The sequence below is a fragment of the Promicromonospora sp. NPDC059942 genome, from assembly GCF_042731755.1.
Classification (GTDB): domain Bacteria; phylum Actinomycetota; class Actinomycetes; order Actinomycetales; family Cellulomonadaceae; genus Promicromonospora.
In genome coordinates, this window is record NZ_JBHWLR010000017.1 from 30,131 (window position 1) to 43,319 (window position 13,189).

Consider the following 13,189-nt stretch of genomic DNA (forward strand, 5'->3'; position numbering starts at 1 on the left):
CATGGCGACCACCGTCGTTCCCCCTGGCAGCACCACCCGCCCGCCCACGACACGGCAGCCCGCGCCGCGGCGCCGGCGTGACGAGGCGACCGGCCGCGGCGTCGTCGGCACGCTGCTGCTGTACGCGATGCTGCTCATCCTGTCCGTGCTGATCCTGGCGCCGCTGCTGTGGATGCTCTCGACGTCGTTCAAGACGACGGGCGACGCCACGGCCCTGCCGCCGCAGTGGATCCCGCCCACGCCGAGCGTCGAGGGCTACACCCGGCTGTTCGCCGACGCCCAGGCCCCGCTGCTGCGCTGGCTCGGCAACTCCGTGCTGGTCGGCGTGCTGCACACGGTGCTGGTGCTCGCCACGGCGTCGGCGGCCGCGTACCCGCTGGCCCGGATGCGGTTCCCCGGACGCCGGCTGATCTTCGGGCTGATCATCGCCACGCTGTTCGTCCCCGGCTTCGTCTTCCTCATGCCGAACTACCTGATCGTGGACGGGCTGGGCTGGCTCGACAGCGTCTGGGCGCTGGTGGTGCCGGGCGCGGCGAGCGCGTTCGGCGTGTTCTTCCTGGTCCAGTTCTTCCAGAGCCTCCCGGCGGAGCTGGAGGAGGCGGCGCTGATCGACGGCGCCAACCGCTGGCAGATCTTCGTCCGCGTGGTGCTGCCCCTGTCCAGGGCGCCGCTCGCGACGCTCGGCCTGCTGTCGTTCCTCGGGAGCTGGAACGACTTCCTGTGGCCCCTGTACGTGCTGTTCAACCCGGAGCAGCTCACGCTCCCCGCGGGCCTGGCGACGCTGCGCGGCGCGTATGCCACCGACTTCCCGGCCGTCATGGCGGGGGCGGCGATCGCGAGCGTCCCGGTGCTGATCCTGTTCGCGTTCGTGCAGCGCTACGTGATCGCCGGCGTCGCCCGCTCCGGTCTCAAGGGGTGAGCAGGTGCCGTGCAGAATGGCAGCGTGAATGACACGAGCAACCGGACCCCCGCCGACGGCGGGGCCGCCGGCACCCTCGCACGCGGCCTGGACATCGTCGAACGGATCGCGGCGACGCCGGGCCTGACCGTCCAGCGGCTGGCCGCGGACCTCGGGCTCAGCCGCAGCGCCGCCTACCGCATCGTGGGCACGCTGCGGGAGCGCGGCTACGTGGTGGGCGAGACCGAGCTGCGGCTCGGGCCCGTCATCATGCGGCTGGGGCTGCAGGCGCTGGACGGCCTCGACGTCCACGCCGTCGGGCCCGACCACCTGCGCGAGCTCGTCGCCGAGACCGAGGAGACGGCGTTCATCGCCATCTTCGACGACGACCAGATGTGCTACGTGATGCAGCAGGAGGGGCCGCAGGTGGTGAAGGTGGTCTCCAAGCTGGGCAGCCGCGCCCCGCTGCACGCGTCGGCGCTCGGCAAGGCCTACCTGTCGGCGCTCCCGCCGGCCGAGGCCGCGGCGATCGTCGACCGCATCCCGCTGACGGGCTACACCCCGACCACCCTGACCACCGCGCCCACGCTGCACGCGGAGCTCGACCTCATCCGCGACCGCGGCTGGGCCCTCGACGACGCCGAGCGGGAGCCCGGCGTGCGCTGCGTCGCCGCGCCGATCCTCGGCGCGGACGATCTCCCGGTCGCCGCGATCAGCGCGGCCGGGCCCCGGGACCGCATCGTCGCGGCCCAGCCCTCGATCGTGGCGGCCGTGCGCCGTACCGCCACCCGCCTCTCCGTCGCGCTCGGCGCGGCGCCACCGCCCGACCTGACCTGACCTGATTGGACCCCATGGCCTCCGCAGACCCCCGTATCCGTTCCGTCCGGCTCGCCTCGCTGGAGACCCGCTACCCGCGGACCGTGGGCCGCAACGCCCGGCTCGGCAGCCACGGCGCCGGCCCCGACTCGGACGTCGCGGTGCTGGTCACCGACGACGGCCGGACCGGCTGGGGACTGTTCGAGGGGCCGCCGGGCGACGTCGCCCGGGTCGAGGGGCGCCTGCTCTCGGAGCTGATCGACCCCGCCACGGGCATCCTCGACGCCGCGGAGCACTGGCTCGACATCGCCCTGCACGACCTGTTGGGCGTGGTGCTCGAGGAGCCCGTGCACGTGCTGCTCGGCGGGCGGGGCACACGGGACGTGGCCGTCTACGACGGCGCGATCTACTTCGACGACCTCGACCCCGACGACGCTCCGCGCGGCGTCGGCGTGCTGGTCGAGGAGTGCCGCGCGGACGCCGCGCTGGGCTTCCGCGACTTCAAGCTCAAGATCGGCCGCGGCAACAAGTGGCTCTCCAGGGAGGCCGGCGACGCCCGCGACATCGAGGTGACCCGCGCGATCCGGGACGCGTTCCCGGACGCCCGGATCCTGGTGGACGCCAACGACGGCTACGACCGCGACGGGTTCATCGCCTACCTGGAGGCCGTCGCCGACGTCGGGCTGTACTGGGTCGAGGAGCCGTTCCTGGACGACGCAGACGACCTCAAGGCCCTGCGCGCCTGGCTCGACGCGCACTCGCCGGACACCCGGATCGCGGAGGGCGAGACCTCGCCCGACGTCGCCGCGCTGCTGCCGGTGGCCGCCGCGGGCTCGATCGACGTGCTGCTCATGGACGTGATGTCGTACGGCCTGACCGCCTGGCGCGCCCTGATGCCCCGGCTCGTGGCGGACGGCGTCCACGGTTCGCCGCACGCGTGGGGGCGGCCGCTCAAGACCCGCTACGCCGCACACCTCGCGGCCGGCCTCGGCAACGTCGAGGTGGTCGAGGGGGTGCCGGGCACCGTGGCCGGCGTCGACCCCGCGCTGCTCGCGCCCGCGGACGGCGTGCTCCGGCTGGGTGACGCGCCGGGCTTCGGCATCCCGGTGCCGGACGACGTCCACCTGCGCCCGATCGGCTGACCCGGACGACGCGGACGGGGCCGGGGCGTCGCTCGCGCGATGCCCCGGCCCTCGTCGTCTTGCGGTGCCTACTTGTGGTGCCTACTTCTGCGTGCGGCTCAGGTCCGCGACCTCCCGGAGGGCGTCGCCGATCGCGCGGAAGTCCTTGTTGAGGATCGCCCCGTGGTTGCTGGCGACCTTGGCGCTGATCCTGATGTTCGGGTTGTCGGCGGTCGCCGCCTCCAGCCCGGCCCGGATCTGCTCCTGCTCGTCACCCTTGCTGCCGAGCGACGTCCCCGAGGCCACGACGTACCGGACCGGGACGCTGATGTCGTTCAGCACCGGCGCCAGGGCGGCCTCCCGGGACAGCTTGCCGAGCTCGATGTTGCTCTCCGCCTGCTCCGCCGCGGACATCCGGGGCGTGATGCCCGTGATCCGCAGCGGGACGGTGAACCAGCTCATGCGGCGGAACAGCTTGCGGATGCGGACCTCCATCGCGTCGTCGAGCCAGTCGTGGGGGAAGGCGCCGTCGACCAGGACCGCGCCCAGGGTGCGTCCCGGGTTGCGCTGCGCCCAGTGCGCCGCGACGACCGCCCCGTAGGACCAGCCGATCACCAGCGCCTTCTCCACGCCGCGGGCGGCGAGGACGGCGTCGACGTCGCGCACGGCCGCCTCGAACGAGTAGTCCGCGGACGTCCCGGACTTCTTGCCGCGGGCGCGCTCGTCGAAGGTGATGTGCCGGTAGCCGGTACCCAGGTCGGCGATGGTCCTGCGCCAGTAGCCCTGGGTGGCGAACTGGCCGTTCAGGTAGACGACCGGGAGGCCGGTGCCGCCCGTGTCGGTCACGGCCAGGGCCGTGTCGTCGACCGGTACCAGGCCGGACCACGCGGTGCTGGTCGAGGAAGCGCTGTCGTTCGTCATGTTCTCCACCTGTCGGTTCGTGGTGCGGGAGTGGTGCTGGTCGGTGCGCGCGGTGCGCGGTGTGTTGTCGCGTCGTGCGGGGTGGTGCCTGGTCCGGGCCCGAAGGCCCGGACCGGTTCGGCTCAGAGGCTGTGCGCCGAGATGTCGCCGTAGGCGGTGGTCGCGCGGACGTCGAGCACGGCGGCGCCGTCGTTCTTGAGGGTGTTGCTGATGCGGCCGAGGGTCGTACCGGCGTCGAGCGTGGCCGAGACGCCGGCGCTCGCGGCGACCGTGATGTCACCGGCCTGGGTGCTGAGCACGACCGAACCGTTCGTGGCCTCGGCGATCTTGATGTCACCGCGGGCGGTGGTGATCTCCGCGGGACCGGTGAGCCGGCCCACCTCGACGTCGCCGTCGGTCGCGGTGAGGCGCAGGCTCGCCGCCTCGTCGATCTTGATCTGCTGGTAGGCGCCGTCGAAGACGACGGCACCGAGGCGGCCGACGGCGCGGAGCTCGGCGGCCCCGGACGTGCCCTCGAGAGCGGAGCCCGCGGGGAGCTGGACGGTGACCTCGACCGAACCCGCGTGGCCGACGAGCTTGTTGTGCGGCTCGGCGGTCTGGATCTTGAGCACGCCGTCGGTGTAGGTGACGGTGGTCTGCTCGGCGGTCCGGACGTCGTTGCTCTTGGCGGGGTTGGTGGGCCGGACCTCGACGGTGGTGTCGGCGCGGTCGGCGGCGATGAGCTGGACCCGGCCGGCGGGGATCTCGACGACGGCGGAGATCGGGGCGGGGGTGGCGAAGTTCTGCATGGCGATCGGCTCCTGTGCTGGTGTTCCCGGTGTTTCTGACATCGCAAACGCTACGTTGCTTTCCACAAGCGGGCAACATGCTTGTTGCGTTGGATCTACGTTTACGCAGGTCACAGCCATAAAACTGTTGCAACGATCGTGAGAGTAATGCAACGGTGAGTGTCGTTGCATTGCAATGACTGGAGAGTGAACGCTATGGTGGGCGGGCAGGGACCATCACGCGCAGCACGGAGGAGATCGCGATGCCGGGAGGCCGACTCACCAAGCAGGAACGTCAGCAGATCGCGCTGGGCCTGGCCGACGACCTGTCGTACGCCGAGATCGCGCGCCGGCTGGACCGCCCGACGTCCACGGTCACGCGGGAGGTGCTGCGCAACGGCGGCCCGGGGGGCTACCGCGCCGAGCTGGCGCACCGCGCCACGGAGCGCCGCGCCCAGCGCAGCCGCCAGGTCGCGCCGCGCGCCGCGCAGGCGGCCCCGCAGGCCCACGGGCGCGACGCCGCCGCCGTGGCCGAGTTCGAGGAGTCGCTCACCGGCGTGCTCATGGCCTCCGGCCTGACCAGGATGACCGCCCGGGTGCTGACCTGCGTGTTCACCACCGACGCCGGGAGCGTCACCGCCGCGGACCTCGTGCAGCGCCTCCAGGTCAGCCCGGCGTCCGTCTCCAAGGCGATCACGTACCTCGAGCGCCAGGGCCTCGTGCGGCGGGAGCGCGACGAGGGCCGCCGAGAGCGGTACGTCGCGGACAACGACGTCTGGTACCAGTCGACGATCGGCAGCGCCCGGGCCAACGACCAGCTCGCCGCGACCGCCCGGCAGGGCGTCGTCGTGCTCGGGGCGAGCACGCCCGCCGCGGCGCGCCTGGAGAACATCGCCCGGTTCCTCGACTTCATCAGCGAGAGCATCGTGCGGGCCGCCGAGCAGGCCCGCGAGGTGCTGCACACCGGTCCCGCGGTGGCGTCGGGCGACGCGGGACCGGCACCGGACGAGGCCGGAGCGCCGTCCCGCGACGGCTAGTGCAACGCCAGCTTGAGCCCGATCATCGCGACGCCCAGCAGCCCCGCGACGAGGGTCGCGCCCAGCCGCCGGCCGCCCGTCAGGCCGCCGTCGGTGCTCATCCGCCAGCCCACGACGAGCAGCAGCGCGAGGTTGACCAGCAGCGCGATGTCGACGGCGACGTCGGCGGGCACCCGGAGCAGCGCCTCGATCAGGAGCACGACGGCGGGCGCCGTGCAGGCGGCGACGATCGGCAGCCCCTCGGCCAGCACGTGCCGGCGCTCGTCGGGGTGCAGGGGGCGGCGCGCGAGGGAGCGGGCGGCGATGAGGTGCGCGTAGGACTCGGCGCACCAGTAGACCAGCAGGGTGCCGCCCAGCAGCCCGGCGACCCGGACGAGCCCCAGGTCCGCAGGGGCCGACGCGAGCACGGAGCCCGTGATGACCAGCCCGTACAGGTACGCGGCACGCTCCTTGAGCGACTCGGCGGGCTCGTGCGGATCGCCGGGCTCGTGCGGTTCGTCGCGCGCGTGCGGCCCCGGCGGCTCGTCCGGTCCGTCGGTCCTGGCGTGCCGGCCGGTGCGGCGGGGTTCCGGCTCGTCGGTGCGCACGGGGCTCCGCTTCGTCGCGGTGGGAAGGTGCGTCTGCACGCTAGGAGCGACGGGGTGCGCGCACCTCACCCGAAAGCGGTGAAGGCGGTCAGGCCAGCGCGTCGAGGACCGACGTGGGCGGCACGAAGAACGTGGTGCCGGTCTGCGGCGTCGAGAAGTCGAGGATCCGGTCGTGCAGGCCGGGCGGGTCACCCACGAACATGCGCTCCAGCATCCGCTCGATGACCCACAGGTGCCGGGCGTAGCCGATGAAGTAGGTGCCGAACTCGCCGTGCCCCGGACGGCCGAACGGCATGTTGTCGCGCAGGATGTCGTGCTCGCCGTCCTCGTCGGTGATCGTGGCGAGCGTCTTGTGCGACTTCTGCCCGGCGGCCGCGTCGTCGAGCTCGACGCCGTCCGCCTTGGTGCGGCCGATGATCCGCTCCTGCTGCTCGGTGGACAGCGCCTGCCAGGCGGCGAGGGTGTGCAGGTACTTCTGCACGACGACGTAGCTGCCGCCGGCGAGCTCCGGGTCCTCGTCGCCCACCAGGGTGGACTCCGGCAGCTCCGCGCCCACCGGGTTGGCCGTGCCGTCGACGAAGCCGAGCAGGTCGCGGGTGTCGAAGTAGCGGAACCCCGACACCTCGTCGGCGGTGGTGACCGCGGTGCCGAGCGCAGCGAGCAGCAGGCGCTCCAGCTCGAAGCAGAGGTCCTGACGGTCCGACCAGAGGTGGAACAGCAGGTCACCCGGGGTGGAGACCGCCGTGTGCGCGGCGCCGGCGATCTCGCGGAAGGGGTGGAGCTCGGCGGGCTGCTCCCGCCCGGTCAGCTCCGTCCAGATCCGGCTGCCGATGCCGACGGTGCACGAGACCGGGTTCGCCAGGTCCCGGAAGCCGACGGTCTTGACCAGCCCGCCGAGGTCGGCGAGCACCTCGCGGACGGTGCTCATCGCCTCGTCGCCGTCGGCCACGACCAGCGTGAGGAAGACGGCCGACCGGCGCAGCGGGGCGTCCACGCCCTGCGGCGAGACGGGTGCGCCGTAGGTTGACGGGGCGGTCCGGTCGGTGTGTCCGCTGCTCGTGCTGTCCGGCATGCCGGAAGGCTAACAGCGGCGGGCCGGCCCGGGCTCAGTCCCGGGCTGCTGCCCGCCAGGCCTCGGCCAGCGCCGCGACCGACGGCCAGCGCTCCGCCCGCTCGGCGCGCACCGCGCGGTCGGCGATGGCGAGCTGCGCGGGCGAGCCGGCCCAGGCCGCGGGCGACCGCGTCGCGTCGTCGCCCAGGAACGTGTGCGCGAGCGTCCCGAGCGCGACGACGTTCGTGACCTCGTCGATCGGCGCGCCGAGCGCGTACTCCTCCGGCGACATGAACCTGGACGACCCCCACATCCGCCCCATCCGGTTGACCGTCGGCGCGGGCTCGTAGAGGTCGAGGTCGCACAGGACGACGCGCCCGCTCTCCGGGTCGATCAGCACGGAGCCGTCGTACAGGTCGACGGCCACCCAGCCGAGCGCCGCCGCGTGCGCGTGGAAGTCGTAGACCTGTCGGACGGCGTCGACCCGGGCGGCGAGGTCCAGGGACCGCACCACGTGCGACTGCTCGTACTGCCGGCCGACCGGCGTCGCGTCGGTCCAGTCGAACACCAGGGCGTGGCCGGTCCCGACGTCGACGGCCTCGCGCAGGGTCACGAGCGTCGGGTGGGCGAGCGCCCGGTAGACCTCGGCGGCCCGGCGGGCGCGGTCGGCCGCCTCCGCGACGTCGCCGTCGTACCGCAGCGTGGGGGCGCCCGCGTACTTGACGAACACCCGGCCCGCCGGCCCCTCGACGCCGAGGCAGAGGTTGCCCGAGTCCTGGTTGTCGAGCACCGCGAACACCGTGCCCCAGCGGGCCGTGAAGGACAGGTCGTGCGGCGCCCGCAGGCGTACGGGCAGGCCGTCGAGGTGGGTCACGATCACGCGGGGGAGCCTAGTGTCCGGTGCCGGCGGTGGTCCTGGCCTTTTCGTCGTCCCCCTCGACGTCGGCAGTCTGTCCTTGGGGTCGGCACCTTGCATCGAGGTCGGCACAGGCCTGTGCCGACCTCGATGCAAGGTGCCGACCTGGCCGCTGGCTGCCGACCGGCCACGGGGTGCCGACCCCGCGGGCTGCGTCAGAGCGTGCCGGCGCCAACATTCAGGAGCTGGGCGTGCAGGTCCTGGAGGTCCGTCGCGTACAGGTCGAACGCGTCGTCCGGGCCCGGCGCGTCGCCGTCGGGCCGGGGCACGTACGCCGTGCGCAGGCCCGCGGCCGCGGCACCGCGCAGGTCCCAGGCGTGCGCGGCAACCATGACCGGCGTGCCCGACGTCGCAGGCGCGCTGCGCAGCGCGAGCTCGTAGATCCCCGAGGCTGGCTTGTACGTGGCGGCGTCCTCCGCGGAGAGCACCCGGTGCCACCGCAGCCCGGCGTTCGCGCCGAGGCCGGCGAGGGTGCGGCGGCTCGCGTTCGAGAGGCCGAGCACCGTGACGTCGGCGGCGAGCCGGTCGACGCCTGCCACCGTGTCGGGCCAGGGCTCCAGCCGTTCCGCGGCGTCGGCCAGCGTGGTGGCGGCGTCGGGCGGGAGCATGCGCTCACGGACCAGCGTGTCGAGGGCCTCGCGGTCGAGCTCGTGGCTGGGCGCGAACGGCCGGCGGCCCGCGATGATCGCCCGCTCCTGCGCGGCGACGTGGTCGAGCCAGCGCCCGACGACGTCCGCCGCGGCGTCGGCGCCCGACCCGGTGGCGTCGGCGACCTGACGCCGCAGGCTCCCGGCCTGGTCCACGAGGGTGCCGAGCACGTCGAGGACGACGACCGGCCGGGCTGTCCGCATCTCCGCAGGCTGCATGGGCCCCACGCTAGCCGCCGACGTCGAAGCCCCGAGGGCTACGGGGTGCTGCGCAGCCCCCGCAGGGTGTGCTCGAAGCTGCGGATGTAGCCGTCGCGGTGCTGCTCCTCGCTGGCGCGGGCGATGATCCCGCGCTCCCAGATCAGCACGTAGACGTCGTCCGGCGTGAGGTCGGCGCGGATCGCGCCGGTCGCCTGGGCGTCGGCGAGGAATCCCGCGGCGACCTTGCTGGCGCGCTCGCACAGCGCGGTCAGCGTGCCGGACCCGGGCTGGGCGCGCAGCAGCACGTCGTTGGCCGCGGGCTCGTCGAACGCGACCAGCCAGATGCGCCGCAGGTAGCCCTCGAACCGCTCGACAGGGTCCTCGACGGCGCCGACCTCGGTGATGATCCCGGCGATGCGCTCGGCGAACAGCTCCTCGACCACCGCGTCGATCAGGCCCTGCCGACCCCCGAAGCGGTGGTAGATCGTGCCCTTGCTGACCCCCGCGGCCCGCGCCACCTCGTCCAGCGGGCTGTTCAGCCCGCCCGCGCGGAACACGTCGAGGGCGGCCAGCCGGATGCCCTCGACGTTGCGCCGCGCGTCGGCGCGGAGCCGCGGCGGGTCCGAGGTCATCGAGCGGTCCCGGCCCCGGCGGCGGCGGGGGAGCCCACCGTCTCGTTCCAGCTCGTCTCCAGCGTCCGCAGGAACGACTCCACCGGCTGCGCGCCGGAGACCGCGTACTTGCCGGCGAACACGAAGAACGGCACGCCCTGGATCCCGTACTGCCGGGCCTGCTGGATGTCGGCCTCGACGGCGCCGGCGAACTCCTCGGAGGCGAGCGCCGCGAGGGCGGCGTCGCGGTCCAGGCCGACCTCGGCGGCCAGGTCGCCCAGGACCTGGTGGTCCGCGACGTTCAGGCCGTCCGTGAAGTAGGCCCGGAACAGCCGCTGGACCATCTCGTGCTGCTTGCCGTGGCCCGCCGCGAAGTGGCTGAGCTGGTGTGCCGTGCGCGTGCCCACGGCCTTCGCCTGCTCGAAGCGGTAGTCCAGGCCGAGCTGCCGGCCGCGCTCTGAGATCTGCTCGTGCATGGCCGCCGCCTGCTCGCGCGGGAAGCCCTTCTCGGCCACCAGCAGGTCCATGAGGTCGATCGGCACGTCGCCGGTGAGCTGCGGCATCAGCAGGAAGCTGTGGTAGCGCACCTCGACCTGGGCGGAGTGCGGGAACTGCTCCAGGGCCTGCTCCAGGAGCGCGTCGCCCATGTAGCAGAACGGGCACATGACGTCGCTCCAGACGTCGATCACGAGCTTGTCGGCGGCCCGGCCGAACGCACCGGCCATCAGGAGCACACCCCGTCCACGGAGCAGACGCCGAACGCGTCGCCCACGGGCAGGAGCTCGAACGGGGAGGAGGCGACCGGGGCGCCGTCGACGGCGCCGGGGGTCACCTCCGCCGGGGTCTCGACCACCGGGGTCGCCTCGGCGACCGTGTCACTCGTTGTCATGCCAAGGACGGTAGGTCTAACTTGAACCCTCCGTCAACTTCCGTCGCGGGGGTTCGCGAGCAGTGTGACCGACAGATCACGGCCGGGCCCGGCCCCCTCAGCGGCCCGCGGTGACAGCCTGGGTCACCGGCGCCCAGGACAGCGCGCGCAGGCACCCCGACCGGATGTCGTCGAGGTGCGCGGCGAGCCGCGCCGGGGCGTGGCTGTTCAGGCCCTGCCGGACGGCGGTCAGCCCCGGGCCGAGCCGCAGGTGCAGCCCCCACGTGAGGTGGGCGACCGCGAAGCCGAGGGCGGCGGCCGGGCGCAGGTTGGTGCCCGCCAGGGCACTCACGGCCTCGGCGTAGACGTCGAGGACGGCCGGCTCGTCCAGCTCGCCGTGGCCACCGAAGGCCCGGTACATGGAGACGAACGTGCCGAGGTCGTAGCCGACCGGCCCCACGCCGACGTGCTCCCAGTCGATGAGCACCAGGGCGCCGTCGGCGGTCAGGCCCGCGTTGCGGGGCGTGAGGTCGCCGTGGACGAGCGTGGTCGGCAGCTCCGCCGCGCGCGCCGCGAGCTCGTCCGCGGCGTCCAGCCCGGCGTGCAGCGCGTCGACCTGCTCGGGGGTGAACAGGTTCCGCAGCCGCGGGTCGCCGGGCAGGGCGTCGAGGTTGTCGTGCCCGTCCGGCACGTGGTGGGCGTAGGCGGCGTAGCCCGCGGTCTCCAGCCAGGGGGCGCCGAGCAGGCCGGGCTCCAGGTCGCCGGGCACGTGCAGCAGCGCGGCCCGCTCGGCGGCGATCGTCGCGGCGGCGGGCGTCCAGCTCTGCTGCAGCACGGCGTCGACGTCGCGCATGACGATCCAGTCGAGCCCGTTGTGCCCGACCACGGTGACATGGGGCGGCGTCGTCGTGCCGCGGGGGAGCAGGCCCGGGACGCCGCTCCGGAAGAAGCGGGCCTCGCGGTGGTCCAGCCCGCCGTCGCGCGAGTCGAGCAGGGAGGGCTGACCCCAGCCCGGGACCTTCACGATCCAGGCGGACGGCTCCGCGTGCGGGACCGCCACGCAGACCCGGAGCACGGCGGCCTGGCTCAGGCCCTGCGACAGGTCGCGCACCGACAGGACGCGCGCGCCGGGACCCCAGGCGCCCTCCCGGGACTTCAGGACGGTCTCGATCGTCTCGGCGTCGGGCAGGCCAGGTGCGTTCATCATCTTCCCTCGATGTCGAGAACGTGGCGGCGGCTCCGTCCCAGGGATACCAGCAGCCACACGGGCAGCGCGAATGCTTGGAGTGATACCGATGGAAGCGAACGAGGTCACCGAGATCCTGAACCGGCCGCTCAGCCAGGAGCTGCTGGCCCGCGACATCACGCGCCTCGCGTACGTCGCCACGGACGGCACGCCCCGCACCGTGCCGATCGGGTTCTCCTGGAACGGCACCGAGATCGTGATGTGCACCTCGACCAACGCGCCCAAGCTCCCGCACCTGCGGGCGAACCCCATGGTCGCCCTGACGATCGACACCGAGTTGCACCCGCCCAGGATCCTGCTGGTCCGCGGCCGGGCCGAGCTGGACGTCGTCGACGGCATCCCGGACGAGTACCTGGAGGCGAACACCAGCTACGAGATGACGCCGGAGCAGCGCGCCGAGTGGGAGGTCGGCGTGCGCTCGCTCTACGACGGCATGGTCCGGGTCGTGGTGACCCCGACCTGGGCGAAGCTGATCGACTTCGAGACGACGCTGCCCTCCGCCGTCGAGGAGCTGCTCCGGAGGCAGGCCGAGCGCCAGGGGGCGTGACGGCGGACGCGGCGCCGAGGTGGTGCATCCCGGCCGCGTCCGGACGCACCGGGTGAAACCGGCTAAACGGGGGTTACCACCGGCCGCTCGCCTGCTTACGCTCGTCGCAGGTGACCCACGAGGAGCGGCATGATCTCCGAGAAATCGACCGTGATCGTCACCGGTGCGACCGGTGGCATCGGGCTCCAGACCGCGCGTGACCTCGTGGGCCGCGTCCGGCAGGTGATCGTCCAGGGCCCCGAGCCGGAGACCATGGTGCGCCCGGCGCTCCACGTGCTCACCGAGGGGGCCGCGGAGGTCCGCTACGTCCAGTGCGACTTCGAGTCGCTCGCGGACGTCGCCGACGCCGCCGCCACCATGGCCGCGCTGGCCGCGGGACCGATCGACGCCGTCGTCAACAACGCGGGCGTCCCCGGGGCGACCACCCGCCAGGTCACGAAGGACGAGCACGAACGCACGCTCCAGGTGAACTTCCTCGCGATGGTGCTCCTCACCGAGCGGCTGCTGCCGGCGCTCGCGGACGACGCCCGCGTGGTCAACCTCGCGTCGGCCACGCACGAGATGACCGAGCTCGACCTGGCGGACATCGAGCTGGAGCGCGGCTACGACGCCGTCCGGGCCTACGCCCGCTCCAAGCTCGCGATCATCCTGTACACCCGGTGGCTCGCGGACCGGCTGGCCGGCAACGGCGTCACACCCGTGAGCCTCAGCCCCGGCGTGATCAGCACGCCGCTGCTGCACGCGATGTTCAGCGTCGGCGGGGTGTCGGTGCGGCACGGGGCCGACAACGTCCTGGCCGCGGTCACGGGGCCGGTCCGCGCGGGCGACTACTTCGACGACGGCGAGCTGGTCGAGCCCAGCGCCCAGGCGCGGGACGCCCGGCTCGGGCGGGCGCTCATGGACTACGCCTTCGGGGTGCTGCGGCCGTACCTGTGAGGGTTCCGGCATAGCCTGG

The 13,189-nt window shown here is 73.4% G+C and carries 16 protein-coding genes; 6 read left to right on the top strand and 10 right to left on the bottom strand.

Annotated features, from left to right (window positions below; translation table 11 throughout):
* The first annotated feature begins 1 nt into the window (after window position 1).
* Genes ACFV9Q_RS23035 through ACFV9Q_RS23045 form a run of 3 tightly spaced genes read left to right on the top strand, consistent with a single transcriptional unit; the run spans window position 2 to window position 2,856 of the window.
* Window positions 2-919 carry a carbohydrate ABC transporter permease gene (locus ACFV9Q_RS23035; protein ID WP_377236338.1) on the top strand — a complete coding sequence of 306 codons (918 nt, stop codon included), beginning with the start codon at window positions 2-4 and terminating at the stop codon, window positions 917-919.
* 24 nt (window positions 920-943) lie between these two features.
* A complete protein-coding gene (locus tag ACFV9Q_RS23040) occupies window positions 944-1,735 on the top strand; it encodes an IclR family transcriptional regulator (protein WP_377236339.1) in 792 nt (263 codons plus the stop codon).
* Between the two features lie 14 nt (window positions 1,736-1,749).
* Window positions 1,750-2,856: an enolase C-terminal domain-like protein gene (locus tag ACFV9Q_RS23045; protein WP_377236340.1), complete on the top strand. Its 1,107-nt coding sequence runs from the start codon at window positions 1,750-1,752 to the stop codon at window positions 2,854-2,856.
* A gap of 81 nt (window positions 2,857-2,937) precedes the next feature.
* Here the strand turns inward: ACFV9Q_RS23045 and ACFV9Q_RS23050 are convergent, their stop codons facing one another.
* Window positions 2,938-3,756, bottom strand: coding sequence for an alpha/beta fold hydrolase (locus tag ACFV9Q_RS23050; protein WP_377236341.1), 819 nt, complete (start codon window positions 3,754-3,756; stop codon window positions 2,938-2,940).
* Between the two features lie 122 nt (window positions 3,757-3,878).
* Window positions 3,879-4,586 (bottom strand): DUF4097 family beta strand repeat-containing protein, encoded by a 708-nt coding sequence (locus ACFV9Q_RS23055; protein ID WP_377236342.1) that lies wholly within the window; start codon window positions 4,584-4,586, stop codon window positions 3,879-3,881.
* Window positions 4,587-4,786: 200 nt separating this feature from the next.
* On the opposite strand from ACFV9Q_RS23055, the gene ACFV9Q_RS23060 reads away from it, so the two are divergent.
* Window positions 4,787-5,560 (top strand): MarR family transcriptional regulator, encoded by a 774-nt coding sequence (locus ACFV9Q_RS23060; protein ID WP_377236343.1) that lies wholly within the window; start codon window positions 4,787-4,789, stop codon window positions 5,558-5,560.
* On the opposite strand, the gene ACFV9Q_RS23065 is transcribed toward ACFV9Q_RS23060, so the two are convergent.
* From ACFV9Q_RS23065 to ACFV9Q_RS23100, 8 genes are all read right to left on the bottom strand, one after another.
* Window positions 5,557-6,186 (bottom strand): hypothetical protein, encoded by a 630-nt coding sequence (locus tag ACFV9Q_RS23065; RefSeq protein WP_377236344.1) that lies wholly within the window; start codon window positions 6,184-6,186, stop codon window positions 5,557-5,559. The genes ACFV9Q_RS23060 and ACFV9Q_RS23065 overlap by 4 nt on opposite strands.
* Window positions 6,187-6,235: 49 nt before the next feature.
* Window positions 6,236-7,219 (bottom strand): Dyp-type peroxidase, encoded by a 984-nt coding sequence (locus ACFV9Q_RS23070; RefSeq protein ID WP_377236345.1) that lies wholly within the window; start codon window positions 7,217-7,219, stop codon window positions 6,236-6,238.
* Window positions 7,220-7,253: 34 nt separating this feature from the next.
* Window positions 7,254-8,078 (bottom strand): hypothetical protein, encoded by an 825-nt coding sequence (locus ACFV9Q_RS23075; RefSeq protein WP_377236346.1) that lies wholly within the window; start codon window positions 8,076-8,078, stop codon window positions 7,254-7,256.
* Window positions 8,079-8,269: 191 nt separating this feature from the next.
* Window positions 8,270-8,980, bottom strand: coding sequence for a haloacid dehalogenase type II (locus tag ACFV9Q_RS23080; protein WP_377236347.1), 711 nt, complete (start codon window positions 8,978-8,980; stop codon window positions 8,270-8,272).
* Window positions 8,981-9,018: 38 nt separating this feature from the next.
* A complete protein-coding gene (locus tag ACFV9Q_RS23085) occupies window positions 9,019-9,594 on the bottom strand; it encodes a TetR/AcrR family transcriptional regulator (RefSeq protein ID WP_377236348.1) in 576 nt (191 codons plus the stop codon).
* Window positions 9,591-10,298, bottom strand: coding sequence for a DsbA family oxidoreductase (locus tag ACFV9Q_RS23090; RefSeq protein WP_377232197.1), 708 nt, complete (start codon window positions 10,296-10,298; stop codon window positions 9,591-9,593). Before ACFV9Q_RS23090 ends, ACFV9Q_RS23085 begins: the two co-directional genes overlap by 4 nt.
* Window positions 10,298-10,462, bottom strand: coding sequence for a hypothetical protein (locus ACFV9Q_RS23095; protein WP_377236349.1), 165 nt, complete (start codon window positions 10,460-10,462; stop codon window positions 10,298-10,300). The genes ACFV9Q_RS23090 and ACFV9Q_RS23095 overlap by 1 nt, the downstream gene beginning before the upstream one ends.
* 97 nt (window positions 10,463-10,559) lie before the next feature.
* Window positions 10,560-11,648: a phosphotransferase family protein gene (locus tag ACFV9Q_RS23100; RefSeq protein WP_377236350.1), complete on the bottom strand. Its 1,089-nt coding sequence runs from the start codon at window positions 11,646-11,648 to the stop codon at window positions 10,560-10,562.
* Window positions 11,649-11,736: 88 nt separating this feature from the next.
* Here ACFV9Q_RS23100 and ACFV9Q_RS23105 point away from each other — a divergent pair, with 88 nt between their 5' ends.
* The gene (locus ACFV9Q_RS23105) at window positions 11,737-12,234 is read left to right on the top strand and encodes a pyridoxamine 5'-phosphate oxidase family protein (RefSeq protein WP_377236351.1); all 498 of its coding nucleotides are present in this window, start codon (window positions 11,737-11,739) and stop codon (window positions 12,232-12,234) included.
* Window positions 12,235-12,363: 129 nt separating this feature from the next.
* Entirely contained in the window at window positions 12,364-13,170 is an 807-nt protein-coding gene (locus ACFV9Q_RS23110) for an SDR family NAD(P)-dependent oxidoreductase (protein WP_377236352.1), read from the top strand.
* Window positions 13,171-13,189 lie beyond the last annotated feature (19 nt).